The organism is Chryseobacterium sp. GQ58 (assembly GCF_059758895.1).
The window spans coordinates 250,092-271,468 of sequence record NZ_JCAXEH010000001.1 but is presented as its reverse complement, the minus strand read 5'-3'; the positions used below and the strand labels follow the sequence as shown (position 1 = coordinate 271,468).

Annotated in this window: 24 protein-coding genes; 4 read left to right on the top strand and 20 right to left on the bottom strand. The window is 34.4% G+C overall.

What is annotated here, in order from left to right; all coding sequences use genetic code 11:
• The first annotated feature begins 35 nt into the window (after positions 1 to 35).
• The 3 genes from AC6CHK_RS01280 to AC6CHK_RS01270 all read left to right on the top strand — a co-directional run bounded on the left by AC6CHK_RS01280 (position 36) and on the right by AC6CHK_RS01270 (position 2,986).
• Positions 36 to 482, top strand: coding sequence for a GatB/YqeY domain-containing protein (locus tag AC6CHK_RS01280; RefSeq protein ID WP_498092807.1), 447 nt, complete (start codon positions 36 to 38; stop codon positions 480 to 482).
• Positions 483 to 950: 468 nt separating this feature from the next.
• Positions 951 to 1,361, top strand: a complete 411-nt coding sequence (locus tag AC6CHK_RS01275) for a BrxA/BrxB family bacilliredoxin (protein WP_498092805.1) — start codon at positions 951 to 953, stop codon at positions 1,359 to 1,361.
• A gap of 107 nt (positions 1,362 to 1,468) precedes the next feature.
• Entirely contained in the window at positions 1,469 to 2,986 is a 1,518-nt protein-coding gene (locus AC6CHK_RS01270) for a GH3 auxin-responsive promoter family protein (RefSeq protein WP_498092804.1), read from the top strand.
• 29 nt (positions 2,987 to 3,015) lie between these two features.
• Here the strand turns inward: AC6CHK_RS01270 and AC6CHK_RS01265 are convergent, their stop codons facing one another.
• The 17 genes from AC6CHK_RS01265 to AC6CHK_RS01185 all read right to left on the bottom strand — a co-directional run bounded on the left by AC6CHK_RS01265 (position 3,016) and on the right by AC6CHK_RS01185 (position 17,171).
• On the bottom strand, positions 3,016 to 3,390 hold the full coding sequence (locus tag AC6CHK_RS01265; protein WP_498092802.1) for a hypothetical protein: 375 nt from the start codon (positions 3,388 to 3,390) through the stop codon (positions 3,016 to 3,018).
• 28 nt (positions 3,391 to 3,418) lie between these two features.
• Complete coding sequence (locus tag AC6CHK_RS01260; protein WP_498092800.1) at positions 3,419 to 3,760, bottom strand: hypothetical protein; 342 nt, start codon at positions 3,758 to 3,760, stop codon at positions 3,419 to 3,421.
• 4 nt (positions 3,761 to 3,764) lie between these two features.
• The gene (locus AC6CHK_RS01255) at positions 3,765 to 4,748 is read right to left on the bottom strand and encodes an endonuclease/exonuclease/phosphatase family protein (protein WP_498092799.1); all 984 of its coding nucleotides are present in this window, start codon (positions 4,746 to 4,748) and stop codon (positions 3,765 to 3,767) included.
• A gap of 73 nt (positions 4,749 to 4,821) precedes the next feature.
• Complete coding sequence (locus AC6CHK_RS01250; protein WP_498092797.1) at positions 4,822 to 5,814, bottom strand: endonuclease/exonuclease/phosphatase family protein; 993 nt, start codon at positions 5,812 to 5,814, stop codon at positions 4,822 to 4,824.
• A gap of 6 nt (positions 5,815 to 5,820) precedes the next feature.
• Positions 5,821 to 6,555, bottom strand: coding sequence for a rhomboid family intramembrane serine protease (locus tag AC6CHK_RS01245; protein ID WP_498092795.1), 735 nt, complete (start codon positions 6,553 to 6,555; stop codon positions 5,821 to 5,823).
• Positions 6,556 to 6,559: 4 nt separating this feature from the next.
• Positions 6,560 to 8,338, bottom strand: a complete 1,779-nt coding sequence (gene mutL, locus AC6CHK_RS01240) for a DNA mismatch repair endonuclease MutL (RefSeq protein WP_498092794.1) — start codon at positions 8,336 to 8,338, stop codon at positions 6,560 to 6,562.
• Positions 8,339 to 8,445: 107 nt separating this feature from the next.
• Positions 8,446 to 9,162 (bottom strand): class I SAM-dependent methyltransferase, encoded by a 717-nt coding sequence (locus AC6CHK_RS01235; protein WP_498092793.1) that lies wholly within the window; start codon positions 9,160 to 9,162, stop codon positions 8,446 to 8,448.
• A gap of 117 nt (positions 9,163 to 9,279) precedes the next feature.
• The gene (locus AC6CHK_RS01230; RefSeq protein WP_498092791.1) at positions 9,280 to 10,119 is read right to left on the bottom strand and encodes a YoaK family protein; all 840 of its coding nucleotides are present in this window, start codon (positions 10,117 to 10,119) and stop codon (positions 9,280 to 9,282) included.
• Between the two features lie 29 nt (positions 10,120 to 10,148).
• Positions 10,149 to 10,646 (bottom strand): hypothetical protein, encoded by a 498-nt coding sequence (locus tag AC6CHK_RS01225; RefSeq protein ID WP_498092789.1) that lies wholly within the window; start codon positions 10,644 to 10,646, stop codon positions 10,149 to 10,151.
• 130 nt (positions 10,647 to 10,776) lie between these two features.
• On the bottom strand, positions 10,777 to 10,980 hold the full coding sequence (locus tag AC6CHK_RS01220; RefSeq protein ID WP_498092788.1) for a sensor histidine kinase: 204 nt from the start codon (positions 10,978 to 10,980) through the stop codon (positions 10,777 to 10,779).
• Position 10,981: 1 nt separating this feature from the next.
• Positions 10,982 to 12,184 carry a histidine kinase dimerization/phospho-acceptor domain-containing protein gene (locus AC6CHK_RS01215; RefSeq protein ID WP_498092787.1) on the bottom strand — a complete coding sequence of 401 codons (1,203 nt, stop codon included), beginning with the start codon at positions 12,182 to 12,184 and terminating at the stop codon, positions 10,982 to 10,984.
• Positions 12,185 to 12,188: 4 nt separating this feature from the next.
• Positions 12,189 to 12,896, bottom strand: a complete 708-nt coding sequence (locus tag AC6CHK_RS01210) for a response regulator transcription factor (protein WP_498092785.1) — start codon at positions 12,894 to 12,896, stop codon at positions 12,189 to 12,191.
• Between the two features lie 127 nt (positions 12,897 to 13,023).
• Positions 13,024 to 14,094 (bottom strand): type I restriction endonuclease, encoded by a 1,071-nt coding sequence (locus AC6CHK_RS01205; protein ID WP_498092784.1) that lies wholly within the window; start codon positions 14,092 to 14,094, stop codon positions 13,024 to 13,026.
• 11 nt (positions 14,095 to 14,105) lie between these two features.
• The gene (locus tag AC6CHK_RS01200) at positions 14,106 to 14,438 is read right to left on the bottom strand and encodes a YegP family protein (protein WP_498092782.1); all 333 of its coding nucleotides are present in this window, start codon (positions 14,436 to 14,438) and stop codon (positions 14,106 to 14,108) included.
• A gap of 152 nt (positions 14,439 to 14,590) precedes the next feature.
• Positions 14,591 to 15,253 carry a response regulator gene (locus tag AC6CHK_RS01195; RefSeq protein ID WP_498092780.1) on the bottom strand — a complete coding sequence of 221 codons (663 nt, stop codon included), beginning with the start codon at positions 15,251 to 15,253 and terminating at the stop codon, positions 14,591 to 14,593.
• On the bottom strand, positions 15,246 to 16,907 hold the full coding sequence (locus AC6CHK_RS01190) for a tetratricopeptide repeat protein (protein WP_498092779.1): 1,662 nt from the start codon (positions 16,905 to 16,907) through the stop codon (positions 15,246 to 15,248). Before AC6CHK_RS01190 ends, AC6CHK_RS01195 begins: the two co-directional genes overlap by 8 nt.
• Before the next feature lie 63 nt (positions 16,908 to 16,970).
• The gene (locus AC6CHK_RS01185; protein WP_498092777.1) at positions 16,971 to 17,171 is read right to left on the bottom strand and encodes a hypothetical protein; all 201 of its coding nucleotides are present in this window, start codon (positions 17,169 to 17,171) and stop codon (positions 16,971 to 16,973) included.
• A 373-nt stretch (positions 17,172 to 17,544) separates the two neighbouring features.
• On the opposite strand from AC6CHK_RS01185, the gene AC6CHK_RS01180 reads away from it, so the two are divergent.
• Positions 17,545 to 18,429 (top strand): hypothetical protein, encoded by an 885-nt coding sequence (locus AC6CHK_RS01180; protein WP_498092775.1) that lies wholly within the window; start codon positions 17,545 to 17,547, stop codon positions 18,427 to 18,429.
• Positions 18,430 to 18,460: 31 nt separating this feature from the next.
• Here AC6CHK_RS01180 and msrA read toward each other — a convergent pair whose 3' ends face one another.
• From msrA to AC6CHK_RS01165, 3 genes are all read right to left on the bottom strand, one after another.
• On the bottom strand, positions 18,461 to 19,021 hold the full coding sequence (msrA, locus tag AC6CHK_RS01175) for a peptide-methionine (S)-S-oxide reductase MsrA (RefSeq protein ID WP_498092773.1): 561 nt from the start codon (positions 19,019 to 19,021) through the stop codon (positions 18,461 to 18,463).
• A 90-nt stretch (positions 19,022 to 19,111) separates the two neighbouring features.
• Entirely contained in the window at positions 19,112 to 20,083 is a 972-nt protein-coding gene (locus tag AC6CHK_RS01170) for an ROK family protein (RefSeq protein ID WP_498092772.1), read from the bottom strand.
• A 73-nt stretch (positions 20,084 to 20,156) separates the two neighbouring features.
• Positions 20,157 to 21,374: a PepSY-associated TM helix domain-containing protein gene (locus AC6CHK_RS01165; protein ID WP_498092770.1), complete on the bottom strand. Its 1,218-nt coding sequence runs from the start codon at positions 21,372 to 21,374 to the stop codon at positions 20,157 to 20,159.
• Positions 21,375 to 21,377: the final 3 nt, after the last annotated feature.

The following is a 21,377-nucleotide window of genomic DNA, read 5'->3' as shown; positions in this document are numbered from 1 at the left end:
ACTGTTACATTGATACATTGTTAAATTTAATAAAAATGAGTTTAGAAAATACAATAAACGAAGCTATAAAAACTGCAATGCGAGCTAAAGATAAAGTTGCTTTAGATTCTCTTCGTGCTGTAAAATCACAAATATTGCTGCTGAAAAAAGAATCTCTTGGAGCTGAGGTTTCGGCTGAGCAGGAGATTGCTATTCTTCAGAGAATGGTAAAACAGCGTAAAGATTCTTACGATCAGTTTGCCGCGCAGGGAAGAGATGACCTTGCAGAAGTGGAAGAAGCTCAGATAAAAGTTATCGAGCAGTTTTTACCAAAGCAACTTTCTACAGAAGAACTGGAAGCTGAAATGAAAAATATCATCGCTGAAACAGGAGCCGAATCTATGAAAGATTTAGGTAAAGTGATGGGAATTGCATCAAAAAATTTAGCCGGAAAATCTGACGGGAAAAGTATTTCCGAGATGGCTAAAAAGTTACTTTCATAGTTGATTGTTGACAGTTATTGGTTGATAGCTTAATAAAATTATCAACTGAAAACCAAAACCATCAACCAATTTAAAAAAGGATATTCAACCTTTGCATATCGATTTGATTAATGAAGCCCGAAACATTACGTTTCGGGCTTCATGTATTTTGATCTTATTGGCAATAATTCTAAAACAGCCTGGAAATGTCAATAAGATTAGGGAACTGAACCTTATATCAGATTCTGATATAATTCCTAATTTAATTAATAAAGTTTTTTTTCATGGAAACTTGCTTTTAGAATCATTTCAAAATTAATAAATATTTTTCAATATTAAAGAATATTTATCATAAATAAACAAATAAAATTGCAATATGTTTATACAACGTCTTAATTTTATTATGTTTTACAAATTCGGCAATAGTTTTTATGAATTGAAATGTCTTTATAAATGTTGTAAATTTGCATAGAACTTAAAAATTTAAAAATGTATCCAACAGATTTAGTAATGCCGATGAAGGCTGAACTTACAGATAAAGGTTTTGAAGATTTGTCAACACCAGCTCAGGTAGAAGAAGCTTTAAAACAATCGGGAACCACGCTTTTAGTAATCAATTCTGTTTGCGGATGTGCAGCGGGAGCAGCAAGACCGGGAGTTGTTTACTCTTTGACAGGAGATAAAAAACCAGATCACTTGACAACTGTTTTCGCAGGTTTTGATACAGAAGCTGTTGCTGAGGCAAGAAAGCATTTAGCTCCTTTTCCTCCAAGCTCGCCTTGTGTAGCTCTTTTTAAAGATGGAGAATTGGTACACATGCTGGAAAGACATCATATTGAAGGAAATCCTGCCGGTGCTATTGCCGCAAACCTTCAGGCTGCTTACGATGAATATTGCTAATCAGCATTAAACTCATAATAAAGCCGTTACAAAATTTGTGACGGTTTTTTTTGTGATTGTAGACAAAGTGCTTCCCTGCAATTTCAATTATTATTATATTTGTTGAAATGGCAACGAAAGCACTTTTCAATACTGTGGTCAACTGGTTTATCCGCCAAAGGATAGATCAGATACAGAACTTTATGGATCATCCGATCGAGACACAAAAAGGAATTTTGTTTTCCCAGCTGTTTCATGCAGAAGATACCGAATATGGAAAAAGATACGGATTCAATTCTATTTCCAGTTATCAGGATTTTAAAAATAAAGTTCCTGTTGTGAGCTACGAAGACTTCGAGCCTTATATCGAAAGAGCGAGGCAAGGACATAAAGACGTCAGTTGGCCGGGATACATTAAGCATTTTGCGAAATCTTCCGGAACGACAAATGCCAAAAGCAAATTCATTCCTATTTCTTCTGAAAGCCTGGAATATTGCCACATGAAAGCAGGAAAAGATATGGTTTCCATTTATGCAAATAATCATCCTGAAAATCAGCTTTTTACTAATAAAAATTTACGCTTGGGCGGAAGCTCTGAATTATATGCAGACTTTAATACAAAATTCGGTGATCTTTCGGCAATCCTGATTGACAATCTTCCGTTTTGGGTTGAGATTACAACGACGCCAAGTAAGAAAGTCTCTTTGATGGGAGAGTGGGAAAGTAAGCTGAATGCAATTGTTTCTGAGGTTAAAAACGAAGATGTCGGAAGTATTTTGGGAGTTCCAAGTTGGATGATGGTACTTCTTCAAAGGGTTTTAAGAGAAACTGATGTTGCAAATGTTTCAGAATTGTGGCCAAATCTCGAAGTGTTTTTTCACGGCGGAATTAGCTTTAAACCTTATAAAGAACAATACAAGCAAATTGTAGGGAAAAATATCAATTATTACGAAATCTACAACGCTTCGGAAGGCTTTTTCGGAATTCAGGACAGATCGAATAGTGATGAAATGCTTTTAATGCTTGATTACGGAATTTTCTATGAATTTATCCCGATGGATCAGTTTCATTTTTCAAATCCGAAAGTCGTAAGTCTTGAAGATGTAGAAGTCGGCAAGAATTACGCAATGGTGATTACCACCAACGGCGGATTGTGGAGATATCTGATTGGCGATACGGTGATCTTTACGTCAACAAATCCTTTCAGAATAAAAATAACGGGAAGAACGAAGCATTATATCAACGCATTTGGTGAAGAATTAATGATTACCAATGTAGAATCTGCGCTTACAAAAGCTTGTGAAGAAACCAATTCGGCCGTGAAAGAGTTTACAGGCGCGCCTATTTTTATGAAAGAAAACGAAGGCGGTGCCCACGAATGGATTTTTGAGTTCAGTGAAAAGCCTGAAAATCTAGAAGAATTTATTGATATTTTTGATAAGCAGCTCAAATCTATCAACTCCGATTACGAAGCTAAAAGATACAATAATATTACCCTTAAAAGGCCTGTTGTGCATATCGCAAGACCCAATCTGTTCTATTGCTGGTTGGAATCTAAAGGAAAGCTTGGCGGGCAAAACAAAGTGCCGAGATTGAGCAACGACAGAGAATATATCGATCCTTTACTGGAAATGAATAAATTATAAAAAGCCGCAGAAATTCTGCGGCTTTTTGTTTACTTTTTAAGATCGTCCTGTACTTTTTGAGCACCTTCTTCAACTTTTTGAGCGCCTTTTCTGGCTGCATCTTTTACATCTTGGCCCACTTCTTTTGCACTTGATTTAATGTCGTCTCCGGCTCTTTTCAGATCATGCTTTGCCTGATCGGCAACATCATCTATCTGAGCCCCGGTTTTATTTACAGTAGTTTTGAGGTTATCTCTTGCCTCATCAATTTTTGCAGTATCTACAAGGCCCGTACGGCTTTCTGTAACTGTAGTTGTCGTAACGCTTCCGTCAGGGTTTTCAGTCGTTTCCGTTTTTGTTGTAGATTTTGTACAGCTTACAGCAATAATAGAAACTGCAATTGCTGTTAAAATTTGTTTTTTCATACTTGATATTTTTTTAAAAATTAAATTATTAATCTATTTTCGGCTCTGCTATTGTGGCATTTTCTTTTGCTTTTTGCTTCTTTTCCTCTTCCAACTTTTTCTTGGTTTCTTTTTCCAGCTCTTCTTTAATGCGTTTTTCTTCCTGCTCCAGCTTTAAGGCTTCTTTTAAAGAATCCTGATATTTTTGTGAAGACATTCTGATCTGGCGAACAATATCTACTGAAGTTGCTCCGGCTGAAAAAGAGTCAATAGCGGTGGTATCATAATGTGGCTGAATCATTTGTGTACGGTCTGTATTTACAGGTTCTTTTTTAGAGCAGGCCATCAAAAAAACTAAAATTACAGCTCCTGCGGCAAATACATTTTTCATGGAACTAATTTAGTAGAAATTCTGCAATTACAGGGTAATGATCTGATAATTTTACAGAATAATCTACTTTATAACTTAAAGATTTAATGCTTTTTGATGTAAATATATAATCAATTCTTAAAGGAAATTTGTAATCGTGAAAGCTTGTTGAACTTCCATTGCCCGATTCTACAAAAGCGTCGTCAAGGTCTTTCCCTAAATTATAATATTCCCAGGAGTTGGGAACAGAATTGAAATCGCCGGCCATGATAACAGGATAAGGAGATCGATCGACGGCTTTGCGTATTTTTTTCACCTGATCTTCATGAGTTTTAAAAGTAGGAATAAGTCGTGAAAAAAGAGCGTATATTTTATTTTTTTCTTCCCTTCCGCAATGCTCATCCTGCATGCCGAGCATATTTTTATTTAATCTGAAAGGCTCAAGATAAACGTTTATTACGCGTACAATTTTTCCATTGATATCAATATCTGCATAAAAAGAATTACCTTTTGACTGATCATTGAAAAGATCGGCCTGTCTTACAATTTTATGCTTGGTTTTTAAAATAACTGAAGGGTATTTTACCAAGTCTTTTCTTAAAGCGTGATTGTTGTCTTTTTCCTGCACAAGAATGATATCCGCGTTTTGAACAGTAATATATTTCTTCACATTTGCCCAGCCGGCGCTTCCGTATTTTACGTTAAAAGTAAGTACTTTAATATCTTTTTGATGTGAAGAAGCTGTTTTTTGAGGCGAAAAATTGATCCATCTTCTTACCGGATTATAAAAAAGAAATGTTGAAAGCACAAAAACCAAAGCAATTTTTTTCCATTTTATAATCCAAATTAATGTAAATAAAAGATGAAGTAAAAAAAGATAAGGAAAGCTTAATGAAAGAAGATTGAGATTTCCCAAATGATTTGGAGCAATCCAGGCATTGGCAAATGTACTTAGCAATAAAATAATTAAAACGATATGTAAAACTAAAAATACACGGCCTGACTTCATGAAAACACAATTTAGGGATTCATAACAATAAATTTGCCACGCGTTGTTTCTAAATCATAAAGTTTCTATAAAGTTAATCCAAATGAAAAGTTGCAATCACCGGAAAATGGTCGGAAAGCTGTACCGAGCGGTCAACTTTATAAGATATTGGCTGTATAGAATTTGATGTAAAAATATAATCAATTCTCAATGGATACTTATAATCATGAAAACTTGTTCCGCTTCCTCTTCCGGTTTCAAAGAAAGCGTCCTGTAAACCGGCTCCTAAATGATAATATTCGTAAGAATTTGGAACAGAGTTTAAATCGCCAGCTAAAATCACAGGAAAAGGAGATTCGTCAATACTTTTTCTAAGAATATTTACCTGTTCCTGATGCATTTTGAATGTGGGAATAAGCCTTTTAACGATATCTTTTACTTTCCGCTCGTCTTCTTCAGTGTTTCCGTTCAGCTTTACCATATTTTTTTCAAACTTGAACGGTTGAAGGTATGCATTGATGACACGGTAGGTTTTACCGTTTATCTCAAGATCGGTTTGGCTTGCATAAGCATTAAAGTATTCACTGTATAATCCTGCAAATAATTCCTTGTGCTCAACAACTTTGTATTTTGAGTACAGTGAAACAATCGGATCGGTATTTTCTTTTTTAAGATTATTAAATTTAAAATGATACCCCGAATCTTCCTGTAAAAGAACGATATCCGCATTTTGTCTGTCAATGAAGTTTTCAATGTTTTTAATACCAAATTTTCCGCCTTTTATATTGAAAGTAACAATTTTAAGATTAGGAACTTCTTTTTTTTCTGATGAATAGTTGATCCATCTTTTAACAGGATTCAGGAAAAATAATCCTAAAAACATAAAGAGAAACGCTCTTTTTTTCCATGAAAGAATCCAGAAAAAAGTAAGCAAAATGTATCCTGTAATTAAAACCGGAAAGCCTAAAGAGAGCAAATTAAACCAAGGAAAAACTTTCGGCGGAACCAATGAATTCAACAATGTTCCCAGCAATAGAAACAATATTCCTAAATGCAGTATAAAAAGTATGAGACGGAATATTTTCACTATGTTTTAATTAAATCTATATAAATGTTTTCCCCAGATTTTTGCCAGAATATAGCCTACAATTGCGCCACCAACATGCGCCAAATGGGCGATTCCGCCTGCATTTCCGGTAACTCCTAAATATATAGAAACAACAATGATAATAGGAAGCAGATATTTTACTTTGATAGGAACAGGGATAAACATAATCCCGATTTTCGCATCTGGATATAAAGTGGCAAAAGCTGCAATGACGCCGAAAATGGCTCCGGAAGCACCAACCATGGGAATCCTTAATGCTAAATAAAGCTGTTGAGACAGGTCTTTTCCTTCTTGTGTTGTTGCGCTGATGTTAAGATTGCCGTTATAATTAATATCAGCCTTGGTATAAATTTCTGAAGGATTTAATCCTAAACTTTGTAAGCCGGCTGTAATTTGCTGAACTTCAACAAAATTCCATAAATTAAAAAGAAAAAAGGCGCCCAAACCACTTAAAAAATAAAGAATCAAATATTTTTTATCACCTAAAGATTGTTCCAAAATAGGACCAAAGCTGAACAGCGTAAACATATTGAAAAGAATATGCATAAAATTACCATGCATAAACATATGCGTGATAATCTGCCATGACTTAAAATTGGGGGAAAAAGGATAATATGCCGCAAAAATATTATTCAGTTGAGGTAATAGAAATGACGCTATAAAAACAACAACATTTATGATAATAAGATTTCTTGTAATCGGCGGTATACTGTTAAACATCTAATTAAAATTTATTTTTAAAATCATTAAACGGAACTTCATAAAAGCATCTTTTGCCGTTTGGTAAAAATTCCGGGAAGCCCAATGCAGTGAAGTCTTTGATAAGTTGCTCAGCATCGGCTTTGTATATAAAATCAAACCTTGATTTCGATTGCAGTTTTGCCCATTGATTATGATAATACTGCATAAATTCGTCTTCGGTTTTATATTCTAAAACATCAAAAAGATTTTCAAGGAACTTCATTACCTGAGTTTCTTTCAAGCCTTCAGGCACGGTATCAATCCTTAAAACATTTTCATGTGCAATTTTCATGTCAAACCCAAGTTCGGGAAGATATTTTTTGATCGATTTGTATTTATTCTTCTCAATTTCGTTCATGTGATACTCCAAAGAGAAGAGTAGAGCATGGCTTGTGCTTCCTTTTTTTATTTTTTTATTATTTTCTGAAACCACAAGGCGGTGCATTCTTCCCAAATCGAGCATTAAGGTTCTGTCGCCTTTGTTGAAAAGCCAGTATCCGTTGGGAAGCCGCATCAGATCTTCATCAAAATCTTCATCTTCAAATAAATTGATTTTTGAAGGTTCGGCAGAAATATTCTGATGATACATTTCCGTAAGATTCTGTATTTCGGTTTTTGTTACTTCCCTTTCTTGTAAAAAAGGATTGTAATCTCTGTCTACGATTATTTCTGGCATTTTCAGACTTCCGCCCGAATTGCTTTTGCTCGGAAAACTTTTCTGCATCATCTCGTCCAGCTGCGGATCTCTTTCAAAATCAAGGCTTGGCGCAATATTGTAAATCCCTAAAGATCTTTTGATGGTGGATCGCATCAAAGCGAAAATAAGATGTTCGTCTTCAAATTTGACTTCCGTTTTTTGCGGATGAATATTGACATCAATTTTTTCGGGATCTAATTCCAGAAAAAGAAAAAATGTCGGAATGTAGCCGGGCAAAAGCAATCCTTCAAAAGCTTCCTGAACCGCTTTGTTGAAATAGGCACTTTTAAAATATCTTCCATTGACGAAAAGGAACTGTTCGCCCCGTGTTTTTTTAGCACCTTCAGGCTTAGCAACAAAACCGTGAAGTTTGCACCACAAAATATCTTCTTTGATCGGAATAAGCTGCGGCTGCAGTTTTCTCCCGAAAATATCAACAATACGTTGCATCTGGCTTCCTTTTCTCAGCCTGAAAACAGGATCGTCGTCATGAAACATAGAAAACTCCAAACTTTCATGCGCCAAGGCTACACGTTGAAATTCATCAATGACATGACGAAATTCTATATTATTATTTTTAAGGAATTTTCTTCGTGCCGGAACATTGTAAAAAAGATTTTTCACCAAAAAATTGGAACCTTCCGCAGTCTGTACAGGCTCCTGAAACTGAAAAGTTCCGCCTTCGATATAAATGTTTGTTCCTAATGTATTTTCTTTAAGCTTGGTTTTAAGCTCAACCTGAGAAACGGCTGCAATAGAAGCCAAAGCCTCACCCCGAAACCCTTTCGTCGATATTTTAAAAATGTCGTCTGTACCTCTTATTTTTGAAGTTGCATGTCGCTCAAACGCCATTCTGGCATCGGTTTCGGACATCCCTTTTCCATCGTCTACAACCTGAATCAGGTTTTTTCCGGCGTCTCTAATGATCAGCTCTATTTTCGTTGCTTCAGCGTCAATTGCATTCTCCAAAAGTTCTTTTACGATCGATGCAGGTCTTTGCACCACTTCGCCTGCTGCAATTTGGTTGGCTACATGATCCGGTAAAAGCTGAATGATATCTGACATAATTTTATAATCAACTTACAAAAATAGTCAAAGCAAATAAGAATTAAAATAGGAAAGCCGTGAATTAAGTTTTAATTATGAAAACCAAAGCTTTGCATTCTGCAATTTTATTTAAATCTAAGTTGATCGATACTTTTATTGATCTTGTGTATTGCTTTTTGCTTTGTGTTTCTTTTATCTGAAATATGAATCAATTGATAATCTCTTTTTTTCCTGATGACCATAAATTGGTAATCGTCCTGCTCCCAAATGCTGTATTTTTCAAAATAAATAATTTCAAGACCTGCCGATTCCAGATTTTTAATGATAAAAGGCAATTCTACACACTGATCTATAATCTGCAATTTGCCTGCATTGTTTTTCCTCACATAATCAATGTATTCCGGACTTGGAATATTGATCGCCAAAAGTGTTTTTTCAGAAATATAGCTGCTGATATTGCTAAAAAGCTCTTCGTGCATTTCTAACGGAATATGCTCAATAACATCCATTAAAGTCACAAAATCAATGTTTTTAAGCTTCGGAATGTACTTTACAACATCTGCGGTTTCAAAATTGATATGACTTTCCTGCAAAGCAAATTTTGCAGATTCTATACTTTTCGGACTTAAATCTACAGCTTCTATTTTGCCTTTTTTTACTTTTTTAGATAAAAGAGAAGTAAAAGCTCCGACGCCGCAACCAAGTTCCAAAACATTTGATTTTTTCGACAATCCGAGTTTTATTAATCTTCTGTAAAGAGAAATCAGCCTTTCGTTAACCCCTGTTTTGAGTTGCTGATTGGAAAAGTCATCATAAAATTCTGAGATCTCTTTATTATCCATTATTTAAATTTTAGGTAAAAATATAAAATAATTATAAACCCCTAAATGTGAAATCAACAAATAGGGGTTGAAAAAAATAATACTGATATTACGTTGTCATGAAATTTCTTTTAATGTTTAATCATCAAAAACGAGCTTTCCTTTTTCTTGTCTTTTGTCACCTTTTACAGCATTTCCGTGAACTTTTTCGTACAAATAAGCCATAAAATTCGGTTTATTGTAGATTTTAACATATCTGTAATTGGTGTTGAAATGCCTTAAATTTATTTTATAAAAATCGTATCCGATCACGATCGTCAAGCATAAACTGATGAAATAAAATACCCGGAATTCTAGTGAATAATACACCAAGCCTGAAAAAACAGCTCCCAAAACATAAGCAAGCATGATGCTCATTAAAAGTTTTGCCCGGGCAATAAGTTCAGGGTTTTTCCTGTATTTTTTGTGCGTAAACATTGAAGCTAAAATACCCAAATCCGTTGTTGTACCGGTAAGGTGAGTGGTTTTTACAAGAAAGTTTGAAATACTTGCCGTTAAACCATTTTGTAAACCTGTCGCAAAAAGCATAATCGCAACTAGAGCTTCAGCTTCTTCCATTGTTTTTCGGTAAAAAAACTGGCCGTATATTCCGACGCTCAAAAGACATATTATTTCTAAGAAAAGCGGCATTGCGTGCGCAAAATATTTACTTTTCCTGTTAAAATTAATTACAAAAAAATTGGCGGTAAAGCTTCCGAAGAAAAATAAAAATATCCATGCGCCAACTACTGCAACCTGTGTCCAGTTTCCTTTGCTGATTTCGGCTGCAAAAACAGCGTAATGTCCCGTTACGTTTGAAGTAAAAGAGAGAAATATCAAAAGTGATGCAATATTTATAGTTCCTGCCGTAAATGCAGTCAGCGTCCCCAGTTTTATATTGTCTCCCAATGTCCTGCTGTTACTATAATTTCTTAACATTTTTTAATTTTAATCGTTTAATTCCATTTTTAAACTTCTGCGAAAACCTCTGCCAGTCTTCCTCTTTCAGGCATGAATTCCGGAACGTCAACCAAGATTTCGTGTGCTTTGATATCTTTTGCTTTTTTAATGAAAGGAGCGATATCAAATTTCCCTTTGGAGTTTTTATCTTTTAATGAAGGCGAATAATAGGCTTCTTCCACATTTTCTGCTTTCAGATAATTGTTAAAAACTCTTTGGAAACTTCCGGTAAAGACATCGCAAACAATTTTGTCGACCAAATGCGAATATTTGTTTTCAATAATGCTGCACGCATCGCAAAACTCTTTAGTCCTGATTTTGCTGAAAACCGTTCCTTTGGTGTTAAATAATAGGTCTCTGATAGAATCTCCCATGTCATAACCTGATACAAGCAGAATCTTGTATTGCGTGTTGTCTTCTGTAGCATTTTTTTCTTTTAATACTTTTTTCAGAATGTTTAATGATTCAAGAGAATAGTCTGTCGCGATTAAAATTGTTTTGATCATATCTTTAGATTTAGTTGATTATCTTTTTTGATAATACAAAACTATATCCGCCAGATTAGAAGTAATTTGGAATAAAATTAAAATGTAATTAAAGAGATTAAAATGAGATTAGAATTGCTTCTTTTTGAAACTAAGTAGGTTTTCCTTCCTCCTGAATGCCGAAAATTGTTGGGAAACGCAACTGCACGGTTGTTCCCTGATTTTCGTGCGAGCTTACAATCAATTCGCCGTTGTGCATTCTCACAATATTTCTTGCCAACGGAAGGCCAATGCCATATCCTTCATAATTTCGGGTGTTGGAAGCCCTGAAAAAAGGATCATAGATTTTATTCATTTCAGATTCGGGAATACCGATTCCTGTATCTTTTACAATAATATAAACATCGGTATGTAGCGCCAATCGAAACTTTCACCTGCTGAAAATTAGAATATTTGCATCCGTTATTAATGATGTTGGCAACTGCAAGATGCAAAAGCTGCTCGTTACCCTGAACTTTGAGTTTTTTTGGATTATCCGGCAACATGCTGATATCGAGATAGATATTGTTCCTGGAATCTATTTTTCTTGTGGTTTCGATAACGTCCCACAAAAGCTGATCCATCCGGACTTTATCGAACTTCTGAATTTTTCCGTCAAAACCGGTTTGTGCAATGATGAGCAGCGCTTTTATTTTTTTATCAAGCTTTTCTGCTTCGTCCAAAATGATTTCCAGAGTTTCTTTGTATTCTTCGGCCGTCCTGTTGATAGAAAGCGCAACATCAGCTTCGCCCATAATCGAAGTAAGCGGAGTTCTGAGTTCATGAGAAACATTTCCAATCAAGTGGTTTTGTGTTTCAAATGAAGTTTCTATCCGCGTAAGCATGGTGTTGAAAGTGTCAACCAATTCGTTAAGTTCCCTGTTGTCGGGTTGCGGTTCCAGTCGTAAATGAAGGTTTTCTGAGCTTATTTCTTTTACTTTTCCGGTGATTTTAAGGATTGGCTTAAATAAAGTTTTAGATAAATAAAAAGAAAAAATCATGCTGAAAAAGATCGAAAGAATCATGCATGTAATTAATGTCCTTTTCAGAAAACCGAGGTAATGAACCACATAATGGTTTTTTGCGGAGGCAATAGCAATATATTCTTTATTATTAAATTTGAATGACTGGCCGATGTAGTAAAATTCGTTGTCGTTGTAGTTTGCTTCGCCTTTTCTTACAATATTCTTAAAAAAAGTATCGGGTATTTTTATATCTTGCGATATTTTTTTAAAATTTGAATCTGCCGGAACCGCAAAAACATAATCACGTTCCATTGGAAGCTCTTCGCCATTGAGGCTGTTGAGAATATAATTTTCGGGAAGATCGAGATGCTTTTTACTTTTTTCGATCTGTACAATCGTGGTCGTTCGTATTTTCAGAAGCTCATAAAACCGCTGATGCGAAAAATTAACAATAGAAAAATAAACCAAACCTCCAAAAATTAAAATCACCGTGGTGAAAACAACCATTAAAAGGATCATGGTTTTTGTTTGGTTGGTAACTACTTTATTAAACATCAGCCTAAGGTTTTTTCAGAACATATCCCATTCCTATAACGGTGTGTATCAGTTTGTTATCTTCTTGATTGTCAATCTTTTTTCTTAAATAATTGACGTAAACATCCACAACATTAGTTCCCAATTCGTAATTTACACCCCAGACGGCATCCAAAATTTCTGCTCTTGAGATTACTTTTTCAGGATTATTAAGGAAATAAATTAACAATTTATATTCTGTGGAAGTCAACGAAACTTCTTCTCCTGCGCGGCTCACTTTTTTGGTATAATCGTTCACAATCAAGTCTGAAAACTGAAAAACGTGTTCGTTATCAAGCTCAGTTTCTGCAATTTCGGGAGTAGGATTTTGGTGGCTTCTTCTTAATAAAGATTTCACTCTTGCGACAAGTTCAATAAACTTAAAAGGTTTTACCAGATAATCATCGCCGCCACTTTCCAGGCCAAGCACTATATTTTCTGAACTTCCCAATGCCGTTAAAAAAAGTATAGGCACATGTTTGTTGGTTTTTCTGATTTCTTTGCAGACGTCCAATCCGTTCATTTCCGGAAGCATAATATCTAAAATAACGAGATCGAAATCATTTTCCTGTACAAGACTTACTCCGGTAAGGCCGTCAAATGCCACCGAAATCTCATATCCTTTTTCCTGAAGTCCTTTTTTAATGAAAGAAACAACGCTGGTTTCATCTTCGATCAGAACAATTTTTTTCATACAATAACCACTTTCACAAAAATAGGAAAAAGATTGTAAATGTTTGGCTGGCCTATTTCATATCAAAAGACGAAGAATAAAGCTTCGCCTTTTTATTATATAAGATTGTGTTTAGTTTTTTAGAAATTTAGTTATAGTTTTCTAATGTTTGATGTAATTCATTTCTAAAATTATAGATATCATCAAGGCTGTTTAATAAAACCCTTTCTCCTGCATCTTTTCCGTTGTGAAAAATTTCTAAATATTTATTTGAAGTATTAAAATGGAATCTGCAAAGTGGCTTCCTGTTGTTGTCATCAAGCAAAACTCCGAAATATGACAAAGTATCTCTGTGCGCGATCCTTTCAGAAGGGATTTTTTCTCTTAGAATTGCTTTTACAATCTGAAAAGCTTCCAGTTCTTCTTCAGTAGTTATGGTTTTAGAATCATTGTTTTCATCGACCGGCTGCGAAGTTTTGATGTCATTTTCCTGTTTTACGATCTGCTCATTAATGCTTAAAGCAGATTTTAATCTGAAACTTATAGATTCGTTAATAGAAGTTGACAAAGCCTTTTTGGCATATTCTTTAAAAGAAATCATCCGGTTTGCCGTTAAAGGCTTTTCAAAAAAGCGGTTCACCAAAAGTTTTACCAGTTCATCGGAAGGGTTTTCGATTTCCTTTTCAAATTCTTTTCTTATCGCTTTTATATATTTTAATGCTTCGGCAGAATCGAGGATGCTTTCCAGATTGTAGCCTTTTTTTGTAAAATTTTCAAGGATTTTGATCGAGCTGTCTTTCAGGTCATCAATATTTATGGTAAAAAAAGGCTTTTCGTCCATAATATTAGGCTTTTCAAGATCAGTATAAAAATTGTAAACAATGCCGTTTGTAAGAACTCCAAACCGTGATTTTGAAACATGAAAATAACGGTGAAGTTGAGAATTGTGAGCGTCTGCACTTTCTTTCCAATGTTTGCATTCGATAATAAGAATAGGCTCATCATCTTTTCTGATGACATAATCTATTTTTTCACCTTTTTTGGTTCCGATATCACAAATATGTTCTGGAATTACTTCGGTCGGATTGAAAATGTCGTAACCCAAAATCTGAATAAAAGGCATTACAAAAGCATTTTTCGTAGCTTCTTCGGTTCCGATCTGGTCTTTTAGGCCGACAACTCTTTGATGCAACTGTTCAAGTTTAATTTTAAGATCCATAATTAAGTTTTTTAAAGAGTTTCATCAACGATTTCAGCTGTCGGAGCGTTGGTTTTAACAGATGAAATCCCAACTTCCATAGAAGATTTTGAACTGTACAATTGGCTTTTTCCGATGATTTCTCCGTTTTTTGCTTTTAAGACAAAATAATCTTTGCTGTTCACCGCAATTTTTCTTTCGTATCTGGAATCATCTTCTGAGTTTACACGGACAGATTCTATTCCTTTGTGACAAGATGCTTTCTGAATGTATCCTTCGCTCATTAAAATGATTTCTCCGTTGTCGGCTTTTAGGTTGAATTGATACTCTTTGTTTACTCTTTGAGAGATTATAAATTTTCCCATAATAATATTTTGTTTAAACTTTTTCTGAAAATTTTGATTATTATTTAATATTCCAAAAGTATAACCCTTTCAAAACCAATCCTTACGGAAAACCGTAAAAACAAAAAACCTTTCAATATTTGAAAGGTTTGACTTAATCTAAATTGATAAGTTTATATAATGCCGTAGTCTTTGCAGATTACAATCATTTCAATATTATTTTTGGCATTAAGGTTTTCACGAAGTTCATTTAATCTTTTTTCGATCGCGCTTTTGCTATTCGGGGTAATGTTGTTTTGTTTAAAATGATCTTCTATTTCGTTTTGAGTAAAGCCTTTAGCGAGCAGTTTTAAAAGCAATTCATCAGATTCTTTAATTTCGAAAGATATATTTCTGATCGAGTTTAAAATTTCTTGCGGAATAACTTTTTCACCTTTGAAAACTTTATTCATGGTATTTCTAAGCTCTTTTCCGTCGTTTCTTCCTTTACTTACAAAGCCATTGATTTCGTTTATTTCATAAAGATCATTAATTACTTTTGCTCTGTTTTCAATGGAAAAAGCGATAACTTTCAGATTTGGCTGTATTTTTCTGGCTTCGGTTATCAATTCTTGTCCGGATTTTATTACCTGCTTTATATGGTCTTTATCAAAAGATAAATCTGTAATTAGCAAATCGTAAGGATTGTTTTCTGCAGCTGCATTTTTTATTTTTTGCAATGCTTCATCACAATAAGTTACAAAATCGAAAGCAGAAACCTGCAATTCTGTAAGAGCATTTATAACGCCTAGATTTCTAACTTCGTGGTCTTCGGCAATGATAATTTTTTTAAACATAATTAAAATTTATAGGAACAGTAATTTGGATCATCAATCCGCCTTTAGGATTTTCTTCAAAAGTAATATCTCCTCCGATTGTAGCAATACGGTTTTCCGTATTATGAATTCCGGCTCCTTTTTGAGTTTCTAAATTTTTAATTCCTACGCCATTATCTGTATATTTTATTGTTAAAGCGGTATCATTTTTTTCATATTTTAAAAAAACAAGTTCTGCCTGGCTGTGTTTTTTCATATTTACTAAAATTTCTCTTACAATATAAAATAATTCTGATTGTACATTTTGAGGGATGTTTTCCCAAATATTTTCCAAGTATTTTACTGGCACAATCTTTTGTCCGGGCGTGGAATAAGAAGAAATCATATTGCCGAATTGAACATAAAAGTCTTTTTCAAAAGTTTTTTCGTGCGAAATATCTCTGGATTCTTCGTACATCTTTTCTATATCATTGAGAATTTTTATTTTATTGATTTCCGGATTATTTTCTATATCTGTCATCAAATGATAAAGTCCGTTTGCGACAACGTCATGTACTTTTTTGGAATATTTAAGTTCTGTATTTTTTACTTCGAGTTGTTTTTCCTGTTCTTTTTCACGTCTGATGTTTTTCTTTCTTCTTTCATTCCAGAAAAAGCCGGTTATTAAGATTATTGCTAAAGCACCTAAACCAATATTTCGCTGCAAAACCTGAACTTCTCTTTTTGCATTGTCAGCTGTTAATTTCTCAACATCGTATCTGATTATGGCAAATTGGTTTTTTGCCTTGTTTCTTGAGGTTTGTACGCTGTCATTTAGCTTTTGAAATCTTGTAAAAAACTTTAAATAATTTTCTTTGTCATGATTAATTATTTTCTGCAATGCCTCAAGTTCGTCGTCAGGGCTTTTGTTTTGTCTTGCCCTGTCTAGCATAAGTTTTGAGTAAAACAAAGATTTATTTTTGTCTTTATTGCTGAAAAAATCTGCAATAGTTGCAAAACTTGAATTTAGTCCCAAAGAATCTTTTTGTGCCTTTCTAATTCTTAATGCTTCCTCTAATTCTGGTAATGCATAATAATTTGCATTACTTAAAAATTTCGCTTTTGCCAAATTATTTAAAACTCGGGCATAATCAATACTGTCTTTTGTGTGTTTAAGCTTTTCTAAAAATTTTATTGCTGAATCTGTTTTATTTTGCAAAATCAATACATCACCAATATTGTTATTGATTACTGATTTATAATCTTCTTTTTTTGTTGTTTCTAATGCTTTTTGATAATATTTTTCAGCGTCATTATAGTTTTTTAGTGATTTAGAAGAGATTGCAAGATTATTATAGTTTGACGAATACAAGTTGTTAACAAATTCGTTTTTTATAGCTGTTTTCAAATATTTATCAGCTTCCAAAGAAGTTTCAATGCTTCCGTAAAAATCACCTGTGTCAGATTGTATTATTGCCATATTCACCAATGATCTTGCTGCTCCAACAGAATCATTTTTAGTGAGAAAATCATTTTTAGCTAAATTAAAATAAGTAAAAGCTGAATCTAAATTTGTGTTTTTGAAATTTTTTGCTTTTTCGAAACTCGAATTTGATGTAACAATAGCATCTGGAATATTATTTTTTTTACAATGAATTAATGTAAAGAGTGAAATAAGAATTAGGAAAATTTTCATGATAATAGTTTACTGCAAAGTAATAAAAAAGGACAGATTAATAAAATCTGCCCTTTCTACCAATTATGGATTTGTAAATGGTGGAGGTAATTGCCCTGTATTTCCTCCCGTATCTCCGTCTCCTCCGCCGGTTCCCGTTCCCGGATCGACACCTTCTCCCGGATCGTTTTGAGTTGTTATCGGATTTCCGTTGTTATTATCTGTTGTATTTGCATTGTTGTTTGAGAATGCTAAACCTAATAGCATCAATATTAATTGGATCATTTCCTTTAAATTTTTGAAGTTGAAATTGTTTTTCTTCCTCTCGCAGATATAGATCCCGAGCTGTACACATAAAATTTCGAAGCGCTTCTTAATTTTTTGGGAAGTGAACCTTCAAAAACGGAAGAGAAACATCTGCTTCCCAACCCGGATATTTACTTCCGTTTTATCAGGTGATTTTGAAATCAGTTTCGTAAATCTGTTTTTGTAATTGTTTGTTTGTCACTGATTTCTATGGCAAATTAACGACGCAAAACAGAGCAAGGGTTAGAAAGTTTCTGGAAAGTTTTTGGAAAGTTTTTTTTGCTTTGAAATACGGAAAACCGTAATGGTCTTTTATAAAAACTTCTTATTTTTCACAATAATATGCATGATTATGTCAAAATTTTTACCTCAGAAAAAAAAGCTGTTAGAAGAGGTTTTTGAAAAAGCCTCAAACGAAACACCGGAAACATCCTTTAGTGGAATATTACTTCATCTTGAGCAAGTATTAAAAGATGATTTTGAGGCACTTAGTTACAAAACCTTTGAAAATTATTATAAGGCTTTAGTGGAAAATGATGAAGATTATAAGATTAAAACACCAATCTTGGATAATCTGAGCAGATATTTAGGATTCGACAGCTTTAGCGATTACTGTTCTGGTTGGAAAAGCTTTGAATATCAAATCAATCAGGCACTCTCTAAACTTGTAATAACAGTTGTCAACAAACCTATTTTTACAATGCCTCAATTGACCAAACAAAGCAGTTTGGGAATTTTGGGAATTCTTTTATTTTGTGGAGTTTGGGCCGGAAATAAAGTGGTTAGTAATCAGAATGAAATTACACGAAACGAAAATATTATTCAAACTTCTGAAAGAAAAGGTAGTGAATCGACAGTTCCTGTAGGATTTGCAGATTTAAAGTTGAAACAGGAAACTCATAAAGACCTTTCAAAAGAAACGATTCCACCGGCTTATAAAAAGAAAAAAGAATGTATGTATTGGAATGGTATCGAATATAAGGCTGCTTTTTGTGATGAAAATAATCCTCAGCATGAATTAATTGCAATCCACGAATTCACATTAAGAAATTTAAAAAAAATAACCCGAACAGATACGCTTACACCCGAAAAAGCGATAGGGAAAGTATGGTATGACAAGAGTAATAATAATGTAGAATTTTTTACGAGTTATGGCAAACATCCCGAAAACGGAAAAGCATTAAGAGACGTAACTGAAAGAATATTAAACAATTACGCAGGACTTCAAAAGGAATAATAAATAAAAGCGAAGATTTCTCTCCGCTTGCTTATTCTGAATCAGGATTCAGCATTCCCAATTCCTCGAAATATTTTTTAAATTTCTGAATTTTAGGACCTACAACTGCGCTGCAATAAGGCTGCGTAGGATTTTCGTTATAATATCCCTGATGATATTGTTCGGCAGGCCAGAATTTCTCGAATTTTGTTAATTCTGTAACATATGTTCCTTGCCATTTTCCGGATTCCTGAGATTTTTTGATGGCATCTTCCGCCTTTTCTTTTTCAACATCATCTTTATAATAAATTACTGAGCGGTATTGCGTTCCGATGTCGTTTCCTTGTCTGTTTAGCTGTGTCGGATCATGAAGAAAAAAGAATACATCCATTAATTGATCGTAAGAAATTATTTGTGGATCATAGGTAATCTGTACCACTTCTGCATGTCCTGTTTCACCTGTACAAACTTCTTCGTAAGTGGGATAGTCTTTGTGGCCGCCGGAATAACCTGAAATTGCTGTTTCAATACCTTTCAGCATATTGAAACAGCTTTCAACACACCAAAAACATCCGCCTCCGAAAATTATTGTTTCCAAATTATTGTTGTTCATTCTATTTATAATTTTAATTCTTGGCTTTTAAAATTGATTTAAGTAAAAAAGCATCCAGAAAAGGATGCTTAATAATTATTTTTAAATTTCTTATTGATTTTCCCAGACCAAAGCACTTGCTCCGAGAATTGCGGCATCAGCTTCATCCAGCTCGCTGAAAACCAGTCTTACTTTGCTTCTGAAAATTGGAAGAAGGTTCCTTTCCATATGAAGCTTGGCGGGTTTTAAAATAAAATCTCCGGCTTTGATAACTCCGCCAAATAATAAAATAGCTTCAGGTGAAGAAAACATGACGAAGTTGGCCAGCGCTTCGCCCAATTTCTGTCCCGTGTATCTGAAAACTTCTATTGCTACAGGATCTTCTTTTACAGCACATTCAAAAACTGTTTTAGAGTCTATTTTTTCTTCAGGATATTGATTAAGCATAGAATCTGGAAATTCTGCTCTCATTTTTTTTGCTGTAATGGCAATTCCCGTTGCCGATGCATAAGCTTCAAGGCTTCCTTCTGAGCCTGTGCTCCAGTGTTTTCTTCCGCCGGGCTTTACAATAGTGTGGCCCAATTCTCCTGCAAAACCGTCATGACCGTAAATTAAATTTCCGCCGGAAACAATTCCACTTCCTACACCGGTTCCTAAAGTAATCATGATAAAATCTTTCATGCCTCTTGCGGCGCCATACATCATCTCACCAAGAGCGGCGGCATTGGCATCATTGGTCATTTTGCAACGCAGCCCGAATTTCGCAGTCATTAATTCAGCAAAATTGATAACGCCTTTCCAGGGCAGGTTAGGAGCCAATTCGATGGTGCCTCTGTAGTAATTTGCGTTTGGAGCGCCCACGCCGATTCCTTTGATTTGCTTTCCTTCGCAATGTTCGTCGATCAAAGGCTGAATATTTTCATGAAGAGCATCAACAAATGCTTCAGGACTTTCAAACTGATCGGTTGGCAAAGAGCCTTTTACTAAAATTTCGCCTCTATGATTTACTAAACCGAATTTAGTATTGGTCCCACCGATATCGATACCTAATGCAACCTGTTTTGACAAATCTACTACTGACATTTTCTTATTGTATAATTTCGAGGCAATAAATTTATAAAAAAGATTGTATTAATAAGGATTAATCAAATAATATTTAAATGGAGCGCACTGTTTTTTTAGCTTTCTTTCTTCTTCCCCACCAGATCAAAAATCCTGTTAACGGAAGTGAGGCACAAATAAGGCTCACAATAAAGGCAATAATTTTTGTCGGCAAACCTAAAATTGATCCGACATGAACGTCATAATTGGCTGCTACAGCTTTTTCACCAAGGTCTTTATCTTTATGATCCCGTGTATGCAAAAGCTCTCCGGAGTTTTCATCAAAAATAAGGCTGCTGTTTTTATGATAAGAATAAGATAAATGCTTTACGAAAACTGAAAAATTCGGATGCTCGTGATCGTCCATATGAGGATGCCCCAAATCAACAGAAAATCCGAAAGAGTTTGGATATTTTAAGTGAACGGTATTGATTACTTTATCCAATGTGCTTTCCGTACGGGCTTCTATCGGCGCTTTGGTTGTAATGTGAGAAAAGTCCGGATAAACCGTATTTCCGCCTGAAAAAACAACATAAATCATCGCCTGAACAATAAAAAAAGCATAAAATAAGCCTGTAATTGAGAAAATCAAAGCAAATATTGAAGCATAAAAGCCTAAAACATTATGAAGGTCATAATTCTTTCTTTTCCAGCTTTTGATGTTTTTCCATTTGAATGAAAAACGCTGCTTTCTTGCAGCTCTGTTTTTTGGCCACCACAAAATAATCCCTGAAATAAGCATGATGATAAATATAATCACAGGAATTCCCACCACATATTTCCCCCAATCCTGCTTTAATAAAAAGCTCCAGTGAATCATTTTTACAATGTTGAAAAAACCGTTTTTTTCGTCATAAGTCCTTAAAACTTTTCCATCGTAAGGATTTACGTAAGCGACTTTATAAATAGGAAATTCATCAAAATAATTCCACGCATCGGTATTGTGTTCATACCAATAAAACTGGTAAGACATTGCCTTGTCAATAGGCACATTTACCCAATGAATCTTATAGTTTTCCTTTACCTGAGCGTCAACTGATCTTTCTAAAACACGAATCGGAAGCACCTGCTTCTGTTCGATATTTTTTTCGTGATGATAAATGACGTCTTTTCGGGTAATATTTTCAATTTCATCTTTGAAAACATACAAAGCGCCCGTTACGGAAACAATAAAGATGATCAGTCCGATTGACAATCCCAACCAAAGGTGCAGCTTTCCGGTCCATTTTTTGAAAAGACTTGGCTTCTTTTTATAATGATGTTTTTTCTTCATGTT